14 protein-coding genes are annotated in these 18,264 nt (G+C 54.0%); 9 read left to right on the forward strand and 5 right to left on the reverse strand.

Going from position 1 to position 18,264, the window contains the following annotated elements:
• Positions 1 to 50: 50 nt before the first annotated feature.
• The 3 genes from CHB83_RS02845 (at position 51) to CHB83_RS02855 (ending at position 2,981) form a co-directional block, all read left to right on the forward strand.
• Positions 51 to 1,004 carry a bifunctional helix-turn-helix transcriptional regulator/GNAT family N-acetyltransferase gene (locus tag CHB83_RS02845; RefSeq protein ID WP_089331586.1) on the forward strand — a complete coding sequence of 318 codons (954 nt, stop codon included), beginning with the start codon at positions 51 to 53 and terminating at the stop codon, positions 1,002 to 1,004.
• A gap of 289 nt (positions 1,005 to 1,293) precedes the next feature.
• Positions 1,294 to 2,277 carry a pyruvate dehydrogenase complex E1 component subunit beta gene (locus CHB83_RS02850; RefSeq protein WP_089331587.1) on the forward strand — a complete coding sequence of 328 codons (984 nt, stop codon included), beginning with the start codon at positions 1,294 to 1,296 and terminating at the stop codon, positions 2,275 to 2,277.
• 167 nt (positions 2,278 to 2,444) lie between these two features.
• Positions 2,445 to 2,981 (forward strand): DinB family protein, encoded by a 537-nt coding sequence (locus tag CHB83_RS02855; RefSeq protein WP_089331588.1) that lies wholly within the window; start codon positions 2,445 to 2,447, stop codon positions 2,979 to 2,981.
• Between the two features lie 81 nt (positions 2,982 to 3,062).
• Here CHB83_RS02855 and CHB83_RS02860 read toward each other — a convergent pair whose 3' ends face one another.
• Both CHB83_RS02860 and CHB83_RS02865 read right to left on the reverse strand, forming a co-directional pair.
• The gene (locus CHB83_RS02860) at positions 3,063 to 3,512 is read right to left on the reverse strand and encodes an acyl-CoA thioesterase (RefSeq protein WP_045689062.1); all 450 of its coding nucleotides are present in this window, start codon (positions 3,510 to 3,512) and stop codon (positions 3,063 to 3,065) included.
• Between the two features lie 115 nt (positions 3,513 to 3,627).
• On the reverse strand, positions 3,628 to 4,359 hold the full coding sequence (locus tag CHB83_RS02865) for a class I SAM-dependent methyltransferase (protein ID WP_089331589.1): 732 nt from the start codon (positions 4,357 to 4,359) through the stop codon (positions 3,628 to 3,630).
• Positions 4,360 to 4,457: 98 nt separating this feature from the next.
• Between CHB83_RS02865 and CHB83_RS02870 the strand changes: the two genes are divergently transcribed.
• From CHB83_RS02870 to CHB83_RS02885, 4 genes are all read left to right on the forward strand, one after another.
• Positions 4,458 to 4,637, forward strand: coding sequence for a DUF2256 domain-containing protein (locus CHB83_RS02870; protein WP_072144756.1), 180 nt, complete (start codon positions 4,458 to 4,460; stop codon positions 4,635 to 4,637).
• 102 nt (positions 4,638 to 4,739) lie between these two features.
• Positions 4,740 to 5,177: a hypothetical protein gene (locus tag CHB83_RS02875; protein ID WP_089331590.1), complete on the forward strand. Its 438-nt coding sequence runs from the start codon at positions 4,740 to 4,742 to the stop codon at positions 5,175 to 5,177.
• Between the two features lie 776 nt (positions 5,178 to 5,953).
• Complete coding sequence (locus CHB83_RS02880) at positions 5,954 to 6,430, forward strand: nucleoside deaminase (protein WP_045688173.1); 477 nt, start codon at positions 5,954 to 5,956, stop codon at positions 6,428 to 6,430.
• A gap of 395 nt (positions 6,431 to 6,825) precedes the next feature.
• Complete coding sequence (locus tag CHB83_RS02885) at positions 6,826 to 9,576, forward strand: heparinase II/III domain-containing protein (RefSeq protein WP_179225438.1); 2,751 nt, start codon at positions 6,826 to 6,828, stop codon at positions 9,574 to 9,576.
• A 99-nt stretch (positions 9,577 to 9,675) separates the two neighbouring features.
• On the opposite strand, the gene ffh is transcribed toward CHB83_RS02885, so the two are convergent.
• Complete coding sequence (gene ffh, locus CHB83_RS02890) at positions 9,676 to 11,025, reverse strand: signal recognition particle protein (protein ID WP_045688175.1); 1,350 nt, start codon at positions 11,023 to 11,025, stop codon at positions 9,676 to 9,678.
• 213 nt (positions 11,026 to 11,238) lie between these two features.
• On the opposite strand from ffh, the gene CHB83_RS02895 reads away from it, so the two are divergent.
• Positions 11,239 to 12,549: a glycosyltransferase family 4 protein gene (locus CHB83_RS02895; protein ID WP_245855261.1), complete on the forward strand. Its 1,311-nt coding sequence runs from the start codon at positions 11,239 to 11,241 to the stop codon at positions 12,547 to 12,549.
• A gap of 35 nt (positions 12,550 to 12,584) precedes the next feature.
• Here CHB83_RS02895 and CHB83_RS02900 read toward each other — a convergent pair whose 3' ends face one another.
• Positions 12,585 to 14,402: a hypothetical protein gene (locus CHB83_RS02900; protein ID WP_089331592.1), complete on the reverse strand. Its 1,818-nt coding sequence runs from the start codon at positions 14,400 to 14,402 to the stop codon at positions 12,585 to 12,587.
• Positions 14,403 to 14,588: 186 nt separating this feature from the next.
• Here CHB83_RS02900 and pseB point away from each other — a divergent pair, with 186 nt between their 5' ends.
• Positions 14,589 to 15,608, forward strand: coding sequence for a UDP-N-acetylglucosamine 4,6-dehydratase (inverting) (gene pseB / locus CHB83_RS02905; protein WP_045688176.1), 1,020 nt, complete (start codon positions 14,589 to 14,591; stop codon positions 15,606 to 15,608).
• Positions 15,609 to 15,686: 78 nt separating this feature from the next.
• Here pseB and CHB83_RS02910 read toward each other — a convergent pair whose 3' ends face one another.
• Positions 15,687 to 17,969 (reverse strand): T9SS type B sorting domain-containing protein, encoded by a 2,283-nt coding sequence (locus CHB83_RS02910; protein WP_089331593.1) that lies wholly within the window; start codon positions 17,967 to 17,969, stop codon positions 15,687 to 15,689.
• Positions 17,970 to 18,264 lie beyond the last annotated feature (295 nt).

The raw sequence follows: 18,264 nt of genomic DNA on the forward strand, positions 1-18,264 counted from the left end.
AGATTTCTAGATAGGTAAGTATATTTGTAAGTACTTACGTAAATAGAGCTATGAACTTTTTTGAGCAGGTAGGTAGCGCGGCATTAGGCAGCCGCCTACGTCGACTTAGTGAACAAATGACAGCTCAGGCCGCCGACGTGTATGCGTTGTACCACGTTCCTTGTGAGCCCCGCTGGTTTCCGGTTTTTTATTTGGTTGCCACAAAACCAGGCCTCCACGTTGGCGAAATAGCAGAGTCTATTGGGCAAACGCACGCCGCCGTAAGCCAAGTAATTAAGGAATTAGCTAAGCACGGATTGGTGGACGTACAGCGTGGGGAAGCCGATTTGCGCCGCAGTGTGGTAACGCTCACCACACAAGGAGCTGCACTCTGGCCTACCCTGCAACAACAGGCTGCCGATGTGCGTCAAGCAACCGAGGAGCTTCTGGCAGAAACTCGCCATAACCTATGGCTAGCTATGGGAGAGATGGAGTATGCCCTGTCGCGCAATAGCCTGACCAACCGAGTGAAAGCCATTCGAGACCAACGGACTGCAGCCGAGGTTCAGATAATAGACTACGCGCCGCAGTACCAACCCGCCTTCAAACACCTCAACGTAGAGTGGATTGAGCACTACTTTCGGCTGGAACCTACCGACTTAAAAGCCTTGGACCACCCCGATGAATACATTATACAGCGGGGCGGCCACATTCTACTAGCCTCCTACCAAGGCAGTATTGTGGGCACTTGCGCCCTTATTCCCATGGATACTACCACCTACGAGCTTGCCAAGATGGCCGTATCGCCTGTGGCTCAGGGGTTGGGCATCGGGTGGCGGCTGGGAGAGGCGGCCATTGCCAAAGCACAAGTCTTAGGAGCCAGCCGTTTGTATTTGGAGAGCAACACAAAACTAGGTCCAGCACTAAATCTGTATCACAAGCTTGGCTTCCGCAAAACGGTGGCGGGCCCTCCCTCCCCCTACGAGCGGTGCGACATTCAAATGGAACTCCTGATTTCTGCGTAGCCAGCGCCCCCCTGCGAGTTGTGCCGGTGCTGCCTACTATAGCTAAAAATGTTTGGAGGCAGAGTAAGAGTTGCCCCAATGCCTAGTGGCGGTATCCTACAGGTGCATTATCGTAGCACAATCGTTTACGAGAGGCTAGCACCCGAGGCAGGCAGGAAGTAATAGCACCGCCTTGCGAAAGGTTAGCGGTTCCTAGTTTGCCCATCCGCCCTGCTCGTCGTAGCTTTACGCGCCGGATAGCCTCCGGCTTTTTGTTTCTGAACAGATCTTTTCGACATTCCTACCGATTATGCGGACCATCCAATTCCGGGAAGCCCTGCGTGAAGCCATGTCTGAGGAAATGCGCCGCGACCCGCGCGTATTTCTGATGGGCGAAGAAGTAGCCGAGTACAACGGCGCCTACAAAGTTAGCCAGGGCATGCTCGACGAATTCGGCCCGGAGCGCGTGATTGACACGCCGATTGCCGAGCTGGGTTTCGCCGGTATCGGCGTAGGGGCAGCCGCCAATGGCTTGCTACCCATCATCGAGTTCATGACCTTCAACTTCTCGTTGGTGGCTATTGACCAGGTGATTAACTCAGCGGCTAAAATCTACTCCATGTCGGGTGGACAGTACTCCTGCCCCATTGTATTTCGCGGCCCTACCGGCAACGCCGGCATGCTGTCCTCGCAGCACTCTCAAAACTTTGAGAACTGGTACGCCAATACGCCCGGCCTGAAGGTAGTAGTGCCTTCTACCCCGTACGATGCCAAAGGCCTACTTAAGTCTGCCATCCGCGATGCTGACCCCGTTATCTTCATGGAGTCGGAGCTGATGTATGGTGATAAGGGCGAAGTGCCTGAGGAAGAGTACCTGATTCCGATTGGCAAAGCCAACGTGGTGCGCCAAGGCGACGCCGTAACTATCGTAAGCTTCGGCAAAATGATGAAGGTAGCTCTAGCGGCTGCCGACGAGCTGGCCAAAGAGGGCATCAACGCCGAAGTTATTGACTTGCGTTCCGTGCGTCCTATCGACTACGATACCCTGGTGGAATCGGTGAAGAAGACAAACCGCATGGTAGTGGTCGAGGAAGCTTGGCCGCTGGCAAGCATCAGCTCGGAGCTTTCGTACATGGTGCAACGCCGTGCCTTCGATTACCTCGACGCTCCCGTACTCCGCATCACCAACATGGACGTGCCACTGCCCTATGCCCCTACCCTCATTGATGCTGCTCTGCCCAACGTAGAGCGCACGGTGAAAGCAGTGAAAGAAGTACTGTACGTGCAGAAGTAAGCGTAGCCTAGCGCACGTAGCACGCAAGAAAAGCCCCCGGGACTACATTGGTCCGGGGGCTTTTCTTGTGTAGTGCTCTTAGGTAGTCGCCTTCCTACTAGTAGAGCACGCTTTTTGCATATCTTCTACTCGACACTAACTCCCGCATTTTCCCACCTGCCCCACCCATGAATAACCGCTTGCACCTTCGCCTCGAGCAACTGGAACACGCCACAGAACGCCTGCTAGCATCGGCAGCTGCCCTCGGCGACAAAGCGCACCAAGCGCCGGGGCCGGGGCAGTGGTCGGCCGCTCAAGTAGTGCAGCACTTGGTACTATCAGAAACGGGGATTGGGCAGTACATTGAGAAGAAGGTACTGCAGGAAGAAGGGTTGCAAAAGGCTGGCATTGCTGCCTTCTTGAAGTCCAAGTTGTTGCGAGTATTGCTGCGGCTACCCTTCACACGGTTTAAAGCCCCGTCTTATTTGGCGATGATGATGCCCGAGCAGGCGCCACCCATCTCGGAGCTACGGGCTGAATGGGAAGCGGTACGCCGCCGTTTGGAGCGTTTGCTGAATGAGTACCCGAGCCGATTGACCAACCGGGCCATTTTCAAGCACCCTCGCACCGGCATGCTCACGATATATCAGACCCTAGATTTTATGCTAGACCACGTATTGCACCACCAGAAACAACTAGAACGCATTACAAGGGCATTGAAGTAGCGTCATACCGAAAAGGGACAACATAGGAAAGGCCACACTACCTAAGGCAGTGTGGCCTTTCCTTATGGAAAAGACTACCGCCTACCCAGCATTCCGCACAATATCAGCGTAGGATTCGTGGCGCGGTAGCTGACGCATAACTTCCGTAATTTCGGCGGGCGGCACCATGAGCTTCCGGGCCCGTAGGTCCAGCCAAGCCCCATCGACGGTAACTGTAGCGGAAGGCCGGCCGTCGGCCTTGAACAGGGTGTGCACAATTCGCCAACGAGAACCGTCTTCGCTCAAACCAGCTAGCTCCCCATTCACCCGCAAGGCTTCATTTATGTGCATCTCCTTAAGGAACCGAGTATCCTCGCGGAACAGAATAGGGCCGATGCTAAGCTGGGCAAACTTTTGCAACGTGAATCCTTGCGCCGACAGATACTCGATGCGCAACTGCGCAGCATAATCGGTGTAGGCTGAGTGGCGCATATGGCCATTGGGGTCCATATCGGCCCAACGTACGGTGTAGGTTCTCTCGTAAGGATTCATACAAACTAGGTGGAAGGATGCAGCCCTCGGGGCCACTGCCAATGAATGATGGGGAGGTAGTACGCAGGCTGTATCAGCCCGAGAAATGGTAGCAGCCCTAGCCGTTACCGCCTACTTATTGCACCGTGAGGCGCACTAGGTATTGTTGCTGGTCGTCTTCGCCCAAAAACTCTACTTGGTAGCCAGCTGCTTCCGCGTAGTCTTGCAGGATACTAGCGTCGGCAAAAATCCAGTGAAACGTGTGGCCTTCCTGCTGGCCGTACTGCATGGTATACTCTACCTCGCCGTAGTAGGGGCCGTTTAAGTCGAACAGCAAAGACCCATCCTCGTCTTCGTACAGGTAGCTAATGTCGGAAGAGGTGGCTAAAATTTGGCCGCCGGGGGCAAGTAAGGTGCGTGCATGAGCAAGAAACCGCTCTAGCCCTTCGAGAGTACCGGCAAGGCCAATACCGTTCATCAGCAGGAGCAAAGTATCGTACTTTTCAGCACCTAGTGCATCCTCAAAGATATCGTGGCAGGCTACTTCTTGCACGCCCCGCTCCTGCATTACCTGCACTGCGCCGGCCGAAATATCCACGGCTTTCACTTGAAAACCGCGGCTCTGTAGCTCCAATGAATGACAGCCAGCCCCGGCTCCTAGGTCGAGCACCCGGCCGCGGCATTCATCCAAGGCGGTACGCTCTAACTCAGGCATTTCCCATAAGGAGCGAAAGAAATAAGCAGCGGGCAGCGGTTCTTCGTCCGCTACATTGCTGTGCACAGTGATAGTAGCACTATGGTGGCCACGCTGGTAATCTTGCAGCGCCTGGCCCAGTGGATCGGAGGAGAAGGAAGTAGTTCGAGACATAGCGCAAAGATACACGCGAGCCGCTTGGAGCGAAGTTCAGCAACCTAACATGCACAGCAAGGGTACACAGTCTAATATATTCTGGCCTCCGCTCCCTCATGCCAAATTCTACTTCACCCAATCTCGGTCGCCTAGGTAAGGGAAACTTGCCCACTAAGGTTTGTCTTACGTGCGGGCGGCCCTTCGAGTACCGAAAAAAATGGCGCAACTCCTGGGAGGAGGTAAAATACTGTGGGGAGAAGTGCCAGCGCAATAAGCCTCGCCCCACGGCTGAGTAAGTACACTTGCTTATTTTGCCCGTATGCGAAGTAGTGGCCTTGTATCCTTCCAGGCCGGAGCTGCGTTCTGCAACAGAACTGTTTCCTCATCTCTCCCTGCATATGGCTAGCAACTTAAACTACCTCGATCCTACTCTGCAACCGCTTGAAGAAAAACTCAAGGCCTATCTAGCCACAGAGAAGGAAATACAACAGGCGACAACAGCAGCTACTTTGCACACGCACCCTAATGCGCAGCCCCACCCTGCTCCAACCCAACCCACCGCTACCGCCGGACTGACGCCTGAGCCCACTGGTACGCCTGGGTCTGCACCAGCAACCGACTCTAGCAGCCACAACCAAGAGAGAGATGATGCGTTTCAACGCCTCCACAATTTGCAGGATGAATTGCGCACGCTACGCCATGATATTCTAGGTCTCCTACCAGTGCGCAACGAGTGGGTAAAGGTAAACCTAGGGTACGGCCCCAGTCGAGCAGGTGTCTTTACCACCGATGATGCGCAGGCAGAGGATGAAATCCAGTTGCGGATTGTCATCTAGCTACCCTACACTCCTGTTAGCAGGGCTTTTCTTCGCACCTAAACAGAGTGCGCTTGCTTATGTTTCGCAAGCTAACGGCTACTGAAATTAGCTGTTAAGTCATTCACTAGTACTGCTACTATCGACATGCTTTGATTGTACTGTACCCCTAGTTAGGTGCCTAAACTCCAACGTAGGCTAAACGACGCCGCGTGCCTTTATGGATAAACTGGCTAAGAAAAGTCCTTCTACAGGGAGAAGCGCATAAAAAAAGGGCGTCGAACCGACGCCCCCTTTTCCACAACCAAAACACCTAAAAAACTATTCTTTCAGAACTAGGCCTTGCAACTATTGGGCCAAAAAGCTGGCCCTTAGGACCAAAGCCGTTCCAATTGAACAGTTCAAAGTGTCTACACTACTAAGAGGCGGGGTAGGCACCTAAAGGTTGCAGGGCAGATAAAAAAAATCTGTTGTTACCCCAAAATGCCACCCACTCCCGTAGTGTATAAGACAATATAAGCTATTCCCTATTTTAATCAAAGCTACAGATCAGGTTATCTGTGCCGTAACAGTATTTATGTTTTGCTGTATTGCCTGCTTTCTGGCGTCAAGAACTTGTTTGGTTGGTAATTAGGCCGAATACATAGCTACAGTTGTAGCAGAATACGAGTCCGTGACAAGGATTTTTTCAGCCTGATTTCTGAGTCCCTGGATCGAGGTCGTACTTTGCGGAGTATTTGCCCAATCTGCACTGCCCCGATTGGGCCACTTAGCTTCACTCTACCTTCTTACCCGATATGGATGCTCCTAACCCTGATTTCATGCGCGAAGCTATTCGCCTTTCTATTGACAAAATGCAAGCTGGCCATGGTGGTCCTTTTGGCGCCGTAGTGGTTAGAAACGGGGAAATAATTGCGCGGGGCTTCAATCAAGTTACCAGCACCAACGACCCGACCTGCCACGCCGAAGTCGACGCCATCCGGAAAGCGTGTGCCACGCTTGGCACTTTCCAACTAGAAGACTGCGACCTGTATACCAGCTGCGAACCGTGCCCCATGTGCTTAGGTGCCATCTATTGGGCCCGCCCCCGGCGTGTTTTCTATGGTAACACCAAGCAAGATGCAGCAGCAATAGGCTTTGATGATGAGTTCATCTACAAAGAGCTGGAAAAGCCACTAGCAGAACGACAGATTCCGATGATTGAACTTCTCCGAGACGAATCTGCAGCAGGATTCAAAGCGTGGGAGCAGCATACAGCTCGCACCAAGTACTAAAGAATAATTAATAAAATATCATATAATCAATTTAATAAAACTCGATGCTACACCTAAGTAGCATCGAGTTTTGTTTTTTTTAACTAAAAATCATTTATCTGCGTACGATGAAACTCTTTGTTACAATTTACTAGTTGAACCGTATCAGAAAGAGCAGAGGGTAATTTTTAGTATAATTCTAATATTAAGTTTTGCGGCAGCTACGTTTACTTTTGTTAGCATTGGTGTGGTTCATGGGCGCCAACTGCTTTGCACAATCTGGTGACTGGAATCCAAGTGGAGCAAATACCTCCCACCCTCGCACATTACTACGGCAGACTGATCTTGCAGCAGTAAGGGCTTCCCTAGTTGCTACGGGTAGTGCTTACACGTTGTATAGCGGGCTGTTTGCAAGCGTGAGTGGTACGCTGCCTGCTGGTAATGCAACGTCTGATGAGCGACGAGCCCGCGCCACTTTTGCAAAAAATGCAGCTTTTGTGTTGCTACTGAACCGCAAACCTGAAGGTGTAGGATCAGTAACGCCCCTCTCCGAAGCGGAGCAAACTGCACTACTTCAGCATGCTCAAACGGCGCTAGAGACGTGCAATACTGCCGTAGAGGCCTTTGCAAGCTTTTCGGGTGCTACTTACACCCAATGGCAGTGGCGCTCAAAAGAACTGTTAGATTACTTGATTGCCTACGACTTGCTCAGGGGGGCTGGAGTACCCGTAACTACTCTAGGAGCTGCTACGGGGCGGCTGCAGGAATTCGCGGGCAACCTATATGCTCAGTCGAACCGACCATTTTTGGGTGTTGGGTTCTATGCCAACGTCAAGAACAACCACACGCTGATGACGGCAGCGGCGTTAGGTATGGCGGCTATAGTGCTCAACGACGTCGTAAGTACCGACCCCAACCGACAGCCCAGTAACTGGATCAACGCAGGTATGTATCACATCGATAACGTGCTGTGGGAGGATGCCAAACGGCAGTCGGACCCTGCTACGGTGGCTGGATACGCGGAGGGCCCCTATTACTTTAAGTATGCCTTCCTGAACTGCCTACCGTTTTTCCGGGCCATGGGCAACTTTCTACCTGCCGGCTCCTTACCCTATACGTACGGAAACACTACGCGCAGCATTCCAAACCCGTACTACGACGCTCGCTATAACCGGCTGTATGAGTGGATAACCGCCATTCTGATGCCTGATGGTCGGTTTCCGGCGTTGGAAGACTCCTACATAGACATGGGAATGCCGGAGTTAGCTTTGACGGGGAACCCTCGCTACGTTCGTCCGCTAGCCCTCAGCCATCTGTCTACCTCTCAGCTGACCACACTCACCGCCCAATTGCGCGACGTGACCGTGGACATGCGGGCAGCCTACCTGGCCGCCAATGTTGTGCCTACGGCTTCGGCGGCACCAGCTCTTACAGCCTTACCCCAAAGCGGAAACCTGATTTTTCGCTCGGGGGCTGATACTCTGGCCACGTATCTGCATGTTTATGGTAAGAATGGTGCGGCACTAGAAAATTCTGGGGGACATAACCAAGGCGATGCCAGCAGCTTCATTCTGCATGCTTACGGCCAGTTACTAGCCCTAGATGCTGGCTACCTGAGCTATAACCGACGCAACGAGGTAGGTAATGCCACCAACCACAACTTGCTCTTGGTGGACGGTGCGGGTCCGCTCATTGGCACTACCGGTGCGGCCAACGATGCCCCAGCGTCCATCCAGAACACTTTTCAAACGCCCCAGCTTGCATATGGCGAAGTGCAAACCACGTACCGGCAAGCTACTATCATCCGTAAGACGCTGTTTGTTCGGAACACGTATTTTCTGCTGACCGACGCTATAACGGCACCCAGTGAGCACACGTATACCTGGCAGCTTCACGGCTACGGTCTGGAAAACGGCACGGCTGCCACGGGTACTTTCAGCGGAAACCTAGCTGCAGGAGAAGGAACATGGCTAAAGAATGGGGTGCACTTGCAGGCGCACGTCACGGCTACGGGAAACGCCACTACCTACGATACCGCCACGGGCAGCCATGAGCTGACCTACGAGACTCCTGAAAGTCATACTACCTTGCTGGCACGAAAAAGTGGAGCCAACACCACTCAATTTTTGGCTGCTCTTTACCCCTATACCACTACAGCGCCACGTATTAGCACAACCAGCACGGCCACCACAGCCGGCTTGGTTACTCAATCAGGGTTTACGGATGTGGCGTTTGCACAAGCTGATACGGTACTTACTTCCACTACCTCGGCCCTACCAGAGTCCGTCCAAGCTGATGGCTTGGTTAATTTTTATTCAGTAGATGCGACTGGTGGTTTCGCGCAGCTCTTTTTGCAGGAAGGTACTACCCTCCTCTATGGCGCAGCTACCGTAGTGCAGGCCAGCCGCCGTGCCACTATTAGCTGGGAAAAGACGGGACTGGCTCGCTACCAGGGCTACGCCAGCAAACCTACCACGCTGCTACTTACGCTAGCGCAGTCCCCGCGCACGGTGGAGGGCGAAGGCGTCGAGCAATTTGCCTACAACACAACTAGCCACCAACTCAGTGTTACCCTAAGCCAAGCCTCTACGTTTTCAGTAGTAACCGGTGCTAGCCAGCCTTTGCCCGTTACCCTAACTCGGTTTGTGGCCCAACGGCAGCCAACTGGCAACGTTCAACTCACGTGGCGCACGGCCTCTGAGCACAGCAACTCCCGCTTTCATGTGCAGCGGCAGGTAGGAGCAGAAAGCTTCCGCACACTAGACGCCATAACTGGCCGCGGCACTACCACTACTGCCACCGACTATTCCTTTCTTGATGGGGCTGCACCGGCCACGCAACTGTACTACCGTTTGCAGCAGGAAGATCAAGATGGCACCATCACCTATAGTAGCGTAGTGGCGGTGGAGCCCATGCTGGCAGACACGCGCTTGCACATAGCGCCCGTTCCCGCCCAGGACTATCTTACTATATCCTGGGCTAACCCTGCCCAAAAAGTGCGCGTGCGGCTACTAAATAACTTGGGCCAGACGGTTCTGCAACAGGCCTTTCAGCATTCTACTACCTTGAACATCAGCACCTTGTCACCGGGCATCTACTACGCGGTGTTGGTCGACGAGGCTGGGCACATGTTGACCACCAGCGAAAAGGTAGTCGTCAGCCGGTAGTTACTCGCTCTGTGCTACCTGGAAAGCAACAGGGGCTGGTTTCGATCTGTCGAATCCAGCCCTTGTTAGTAAGGTACAAACTTTGAAATGCTGCTCAGATTAACGCAGAGGGCCTTTCATACCCATCATACGAGCCATTTGCTGCATGCCGCCTTTCGTCTGGCTCATTTTATTCATGGTACGCATCACTTTGCGCATGTCCTCAAACTGCTTCATCAGATTGTTTACCTGCTGAATATCGGTACCGGAGCCCTTAGCTAGACGACGACGGCGCGAGCCGTTGAGCAGTTCTGGCTGAGCCCGCTCCTTGGGAGTCATACTCTTGATGATGGCCTCAATGGGTTTGAAAGCGTCATCGTCAATTTCAACGTCTTTGAGGGCCTTGCCCATGCCGGGAATCATACCCACCAGATCCTTCAGATTGCCCATCTTCTTGATCTGATCTAACTGGGACAGGAAGTCATCGAAGTTGAACTGGTTTTTGCGAATCTTCTGGTTGATGCGCTTGGCCTCTTCCTCGTCGAACTGCTGCTGGGCGCGCTCTACCAACGAAATTACGTCGCCCATGCCCAGAATACGCTGGGCCATACGGTCGGGGTAGAACAGGTCGAGGGCCTCCATTTTCTCGCCCGTCGAGATGAACTTGATGGGCTTCTCTACCACAGCCCGGATGCTGAGTGCCGCCCCACCGCGCGAGTCACCGTCGAGCTTGGTTAGCACCACACCATCAAAGTTCAGACGGTCGTTGAAGGTCTTTGCCGTATTTACGGCGTCCTGACCCGTCATGGAGTCCACCACGAACAGGGTTTCGGCGGGGTTAATGGCCCGCTTCACCTGCTCAATTTCGGCCATCATCTGCTCATCTACAGCCAAACGGCCAGCGGTGTCAATGATGACTACCTTCTTGTTGTTTTTGCGGGCGTACTCAATGGCGCTCTGCGAAATCTGCACCGGATTCTTGTTTTCCGGCTCCGAGTACACTTCCACGTCAATTTGCTCGCCCAGCACTTTCAACTGGTCAATAGCGGCGGGGCGGTACACGTCGCACGCCACTAGTAGCACGTTGCGGCCCTGCTTTTTCATGTGGGCCGCCAGCTTGCCGGCAAAAGTAGTCTTACCCGAACCCTGCAAACCCGACAGCAGTACTACCGCCGGCTCGCCTTTGATGACGATATCCTGCTTCTCACCGCCCATCAGTTCGGTGAGTTCGTCATACACAATCTTGGTCATCAGCTGGCCCGGCGATACGCTAATGAGCACGTCGCGGCCCATGGCCTCGTCCTTGATTTTGTCAGTTACCTCCTTGGCTACTTTATAGTTTACGTCGGCATCCACAAGAGCCCGACGAATTTCCTTTACAGTGGCGGCAACGTTGATTTCGGTGATACTGCCTTGGCCTTTAAGGGTCTTAAAAGCGCGGTCGAGTTTGGTACTAAGGTTATCGAACATCGGTAGATGTGCTGATTAGTAATGGAATGATGTGCGACTCTGGAAGAGCGTCATAAAGAAAGCCTATCGGCAGCCCGCCCAATGTGGTTCAGACATACGACCGGTGGCACTGCGGCAAGAGCGGCTAGTTCAGCCTTCAAAAGTAACCAGAAAACCTCGAAAGGCCGCATCTGCTTACCTTCGCGCCTTGTCTGTTCTCTTCCTCTGCTACCTGTGTCTGCCGTTCGTCCGCTTCGCCTGCTTGTCATTACGTATTACTGGCCGCCATCGGGCGGGGCCGGAGTGCAGCGCAGCCTTAAGTTTGTCAAGCACCTACCTCAGGTTGGGGTAGAGCCCACCGTCATTACCGTTGATCCTCACCAGGGAGCTTATCCCGTATTAGATGAGTCGCTGGCGGCCGACGTGCCGGCCGGCGTCCGCGTAATACGCACGAGTACCTTTGAGCCCTTCGACAGCTATAAAAAACTAACGGGCAAGCAGGTGCCTTACGGAGGCTTTGTGGGTGAAAGCAAGACCAGCCTGGTTGGTCGTCTTTTCAAATTTGTGCGGGGCAACCTGTTTATACCAGATGCACGCCGGGGCTGGAACCGCTATGCGCTGCGGGCAGTAGCCCAGCTGCTAGAAGCTGGGGAACAGTTCGACGCCGTACTAACTAGCTCGCCCCCCCACTCTACCCAACTGATTGGGCTGGAATTGAAGCGCCGCTATGGCCTACGGTGGCTAGCCGACATGCGCGACCCGTGGACGGATATTTACTATTATAAGGAGCTAAACCATACGCCCGTGGCTCGCTGGCTGGATGCGCGCTACGAGCGGCACGTACTGGAACAGGCCGACGCCATCTTGGTGACGAGCCCGAACACTAAGCGCCTATTCCAGCACAAATCGGCGCAGATTGGGGCTGAAGCTATCCACGTGCTGCCAAACGGCTACGACGAAGATGACTTCCGGCTGCCCAGCCAGCCTCCGCACAATGCCTTGCTCATCACCCACACGGGCACTATCTCGGAAACCTACCACATTGAGCAGTTGCTACGCGCCTGCGCCGAATGCCTACGTCGCCACCCCGCGGTGCCGCTGCGCCTGCGCTTCGTGGGTAAAGTGTCGGAGGGAGTGCAGCGCCAAGTGCAGGCAGCCGGGCTAGCCCAGCAAACCGAGTTTGTGCCCTTCGTCCCTCACGACGAATCAGTGGGGTACCTGCTCCGCGCTACCGTACTACTCATGGCCATTCCCGACGTAGCTAACAACCTCGGCATTCTGCCAGGGAAAGTATTTGAGTACTTAGCTGCCAACAAGCCCATTCTGTGCGTAGGCCCCACCGGCTCCGACGCCGACACGCTGCTGCAAGCGTGTGGTGCCGGCCATGCCCTTCCCTACGACAACTACGACATGATGCTGACTCGCTTAGAAGCACTAGCGGTCCAGTGGCAGCGCAACCCAAACCTAGACTTGCCAGCGGGCCGGGCTACTGCCTACTCCCGTCGCGCCCTAACACGGCAATTGGCCGCCCTCATAAAGCCGTAACACAGCCCGTCATTAAGGACTTGATACCAGGCAGCTTACTTGAACAACCCGCGCAGCTTGCTAGGCACCAAACTAGTAGCGCGTGCCTTCAAGTCGGTCCAAGCGGAGTGGTTTAGGTGGCTGCCGCGCCACTCCCCGATGGCCGTTGCCAGGCGCTGGGCCAAAGTCCGGTAGTGCTGGCGCTGGTAGTGGCGCAGGTTATTGGTTACGTCGGTGGGCGTGCGAATGAATTCCCGCACATCTACCACGTAGCAATTGGCCGCGGAGGCCACAAAGTCCAGTAAGGCTTGGTTGAGGAGAGCATGGCGCTGCACTGCGCCCACTTCGCCAGAACTGGGTACCTCTATTTCGGTACCGTTGAGGAAGAAAATAGGCACCTGAGCGGGTACTTGAGCGCGCAGCCATTCCAGATTTTCGAGGAAGCGGGCGGGTGGTAGCTGGCCCACTAGTTCAAACTCCCGCTGAAAACGAAGCAGGAAGGCTTCGTCCATACCCTGAAACCGGCGCTGGGCATACTTCGCAGCTTGCGCGGCCGGGTCTAGAGCCAGCAGGTTTTGGTAGCCCCCAAAGGGTACTTCGCGGCCAGTGGCTTTTTCGCAGTAGATCTCCTGCGTGTAATCCATCAGCGGGCTATACACCAGCACGTCGTACTGCCCATTCCAGAGCTTCGTATCGAAGGCTTCTTGGCCCAGAAAAGGTAGTGCCGCAGCCAAGCGCCGCTGCTCGGCCACGGGCCACTCGCGCCCAGCCCGCAGCAAAACGGTGTGCTCTAGGTGCACTGGTATCTGGTGCTCGTTGTTGTAGTTGAACTCTTCTTCCACCGTCAAGTCGAAGGCTTGCAGGAAAGGCGTGAGCTGCCCAAGGTCGCAGCCGCCTTTCAGCAATACCCGCAAATGGCTGGCAATAGGGCTGATGGTGGCAGGAGACTGACTTCCCCTAGCGGCAATAGCAATCCAGTCAGGCTTTTCCGTTGCGTTCAGCTCAGTGGCTACCTCACCCTGCACCGCAAGGCTAGGAAAGCCCAAATGCGCATACGTAAACTGCTCGATACCTAAGTGCAGAATACGGCAAGAAAACACAAACTGCTCCAACCGATTTTCTGCTGTCTGCACGCAGTACACCCCTACCAAACCGTAGTCGCCGAAGCGGTCCTGCACGCGCACGGTGCCCCAGCGCCGGGTGGGGTCCTCCAGACTGCGCTGCAAGGCTTCCCGCGTGACGCGCTGCTTGGTGAAGTTGAGCTGATTAGACCGATTGATTAGCTCCTCGATACGAGCTAGGTCGGGGAACACTGCCTCCGCCTCTCGGAACTCAATATGCACCTGCGCATCGCGCAGGAAGGCCAAGTTATCATCGTACTGGGTGCGCGCCTGCTGTTGGCGCTCCAGCAGCTTGTACTGCTCCAAGCGCGAAAAGCCCGGATCAGGTTTGCCACTGGCGCGCAGTTGAGGAGCAAGCTGAGGTAGGTCGGCCGGGTCGGCTACTTGTAGCGTGGGATTGTAGTAGTGCGCCTCGGCTCGGTTGGCAGGGTTATCATCCAGAAATAGCGCGTTGGGTGCCCGCAACTGCATTTGCTCTAGCAGCTGCTTGATAATAGGTCCCTTCGGCTGCCAACTTATTTGGGGAAACACGAATAAGTCGCGAATGCCCAGTTCTACAAGCTTGGCTTCGGCGGGAGCAAAGTCGTTTTTACTTACAATGGTGTGCACGATGCCCCGAGCTGCCGTATCGCGCACTAGCTGTAGATTTTCTTCCAGTGCCTCCACGGCCCCTTCCGAGAGCGTGCCACGCCAGAAAGTATCATCTAAGTCCCAAATAATGACTTTTATGGGCGAATCGGCTGCTAGTTCCATCGAGTGCAGAGTGTATAGTGTCGGCGGCCAGCAAGCAATTGTCAAAGCGTTTCATTACCTGAATGAACAACCGACAACCGGAAACTGGCCACTGAACACAGGCAAAGCTACGGAAGCTCCCGCCGGAATGCCTACTTTTGCTGCCCTTACTCCGGCCGGCATAGTTGCTGGCTTTGTTTCTGCATCATGGCCCTCGACCTCAATCATAAATCCATTCTGGTAACTGGCGGTACCGGTTCGTTCGGTAAGCAGTTCGTGCAAACCGTCTTCGAAAAATTTCCGCAGGTAAAGCGCTTGGTTGTGTATTCGCGCGATGAACTGAAGCAGTTCGAGATGTCGCAGATATTTCCGCACTCCAAGTATCCCGCTATTCGCTATTTCATTGGCGACGTACGCGACCCCGAGCGCATGAAGCGCGCCTGCGAGGGCGTTGATATCATTGTACACGCTGCGGCCCTTAAGCAAGTGCCCGCCGCCGAGTACAATCCTATGGAATGCATCAAAACTAACATCTTTGGGGCCGAAAACGTTATCAACGCGGCCCTCGATTGCGGGGTGCAGGACGTAGTAGCCCTAAGCACTGATAAGGCGGCAGCACCCATCAATCTGTATGGTGCTACCAAGCTATGCTCGGATAAGCTGTTTGTGGCGGCTAACAACATGAAAGGCGCCCGCGACCTGCGTTTCTCGGTGGTGCGGTACGGCAACGTAATTGGCTCCCGGGGCTCAGTAGTTCCCTTCTTCCTGCAGCGGCGGGAGTCAGGGGTGCTACCCATCACTCACCCCGACATGACGCGCTTCAACATCTCCCTGGAAGAAGGCGTTGACCTAGTACTATATGCCTTGGAGCATAGCTGGGGCGGCGAAATCTTCGTTCCTAAGATTCCGAGCTACAAAATTACGGAAGTAGCCAAAGCCATTGGTCCCGAATGCCGCCAGGAAATTGTAGGTATTCGACCAGGTGAGAAGCTGCACGAAGAAATGATTACCGAAACGGATGCGCTCAGCACCGTGGAGTTGGACAAGTACTACGTTATCCTGCCCTTCACTCCGCGCTGGGACGTAGACGAGTTTGTGCGCCATTTCCACGGTCGTCGTGTGGAGCCAGGCTTCTACTACGATTCGGCTAATAACACGGAATGGTTGTCGGCCGAGCAGATTCGGGAGGAGATTCGCCTGCACGTAGATCCGAGCTTCACTGCTTAGTCTAATATTCTACAACTCCAACGGCCCGCTGCTCTAGTAGAGCGGCGGGCCGTTGGAGTTTTTGGCCGTAAGCGAAGCCTAGCGCGCTACCTGCACCCACCCCCGGTAGAGCTGTCCGGTAGTGGCATTTTTGAGCATGTAGTAATAAACGCCATCTGGGTGACCATCAGCGTTCCAGCCATTGTCGTAGCTAGTGGTTTCGTACACCTGACGGCCCCAACGGTTGTAGACAACCAAGCTCCATGCCTTCGGATTCAGGCCTTTCAGCACGAAGGTTTCGTTGTTCTGGTCCTTATTGGGGGTGATGATGTTGGGGATTTCAAAAGGACACTCGGCTGCCATTACTACGCGCTCGTCGCGGCTTACGCACCCATTCGCCGAGGTCACTTCCACGGAGTACGTGCCACCCACAGTAGCGGAGTAGGTGGCAGCGGTAGAGCCATCTTGCCAGCGGTATGTGCTACCAGCCGGCTGGCGGCCTACCGTCAGCACCAAAGGCTGCTGCAAGCATAAGGTGGTATCTTGGCCTAGATTTACGGTTGGCAGGGGTACTGCCTCTACTTGCGTGCTGGCTTGTGCCGTGCAGCCCGGGGGCAGCGTCACGACCACGGAGTACGTGCCGGAAGTACGCACAACAAACGTGGCGCCGGTGGAGCCATCTTGCCAGCGGTAGGTAGCTCCCGCTGGCTGCACCCCGGCCGACAGCGTTAGGGTTTGTCCTTGGCACAGGCGTTGCAGGGCTGGGCCCAAGGTAAGCACTGGCGGTGCTACTACTTGTACGGTGGCACTGCCACGAGTAGTGCAACCTTGGGCATTAGTCACATCTACGTAGTACTGGCCAGATGTAGTAGCGGTAAAGCTTGCGTTGGTAGAGCCATCCTGCCACCGGAAAGTGGTACCCGTTGGCTGCGAACCCGCCGTAAGCGTCACGGGTTGCCCCTGGCACACTTGCTGCACCGATGGGCCTAGATTTACAGTTGGCACTGGCGACACCGTTACTGTGCTGCTAACTGTGATGGGCGCAGCCATACCCGGCTCTGTTACGGATAGGGTCACAGTGTACGTACCTGGCGCAGAAAACGTATGCGTTGGCGTAAGGCCTGTTGCTGTGTTGGCAGTGCCTGATGTGGCATCCCCAAAGTTCCACGTAGCTACGGCCACGCCACTTCCTCCTCCAATAGTTGCCGCAAACGGTGTAGCTGTCCCAAAACAAACCGTGTTACTGGTGAATGCAGCCGTGAGAGGACGCACAGGTAAACTACGGTTGTTCGGTAGTCCAATTTGGCAGACCCGGTTACCAAGATTAACCCCTGAGGACTGAAAGTCACAAGCGCTACCGAGTCTATCCGGTTCATTAATGACACCCACAAAGTTCGACTCATATTGAGCAACGTAGATTTTACCATTTGGCCCTAGCTGTAAGGCACCAGCGTAGCCAGACGTATAGCCTACTATCATGCCTGAGGCCGCAATAGCGGCACTAGAACCTGCTTGCAGGTTGAATTGCATCAAGCTGTTCCCGTCCAGATTGGTACCGTATAGCTTAGTACCATCGGGCGAAAATTCTACACCGTAGCTGCGGTAAAATTGCCGCAGTGGCACGTAATTACTAAGCCGGCCAGTAAAATTATTGAAGTCGAACAACTCAAAACTACCATCTCGAATACCAACGGCTAACTTATTCCCGGCTGGGGAAGCTTTCATATAGCCTACTGCATTGGCATTTTGATAGTTCCCCCCGCCTCCTGTGTGCACTGACCCAACGCTTGAAATGATTGGTGTCGTGGTCAATCCATTGCGCGTTAGCAAGTACGCTAGAAACTGATTGGACTGCCACTGGTGGACAAGAATCCAACTATCCGTACCGTTAGCATGCGGTACTACTGTCAGCTTTTCTGTCACGCTGCCACTGGCTACTTGCACAGCTTTATTTACCACAGCACCTAGCCCACTTTGCTGCGTCATATCTATCAGTGAATACTTCAGCCCACCCTGCAGGTAGTTGTCACATCCATCCACCACAAACAGGTAGTACTGATTACTATTAGCTGGACTTTGCACAATAGCAGCCCCCTGGCTTGCCGATTCATGCCCACCTAGCACCTGACCATTTTGCATAAGCGCGTGGTTCCGATTCCACACATTGACGCTATTAGTATAAAACAGCAAGTTCCCAGCACCATCCGATACTGAGGCACATGCTTCATACGTGCTCATGGCGCTAGTTGTCAACGCTACCGGAGTTGCTCCTGCGAAGCTTATACCAGCATTGCGTCCAAATAGCCAGTTATTATTTTCCTTCTGCGCAAACAGGCAATGCTGAGTGGCAAGAAGTATTATCAGCGTAAATATTTTTTTCATGTAGCTCAGTTACATTTCAATTGCATTGCTCTAGCACTCAATATGTTAAAGTGATAATCCGCCTTAATACTTAGTGAAGTAGCTCCACAAAGCTAGAAAACACTCTGTGGATCCTGAATGTATCTGCGCCATTAATTTTCCCACACTCAGACCTTCCTATTCGTACAGGACAGCCTACCGTACCTACCACACAAATACCACATGGAAAAGGTGGGCACGTATCTTTGTTCAAAGAGCTAACCAAACCTGCTCTTATAAGCTTGTTTCTGCGCTTCCACCAGTTAGTACTGGCTCA

This window comes from Hymenobacter mucosus (assembly GCF_900188255.1).
Classification (GTDB): domain Bacteria; phylum Bacteroidota; class Bacteroidia; order Cytophagales; family Hymenobacteraceae; genus Hymenobacter; species Hymenobacter mucosus.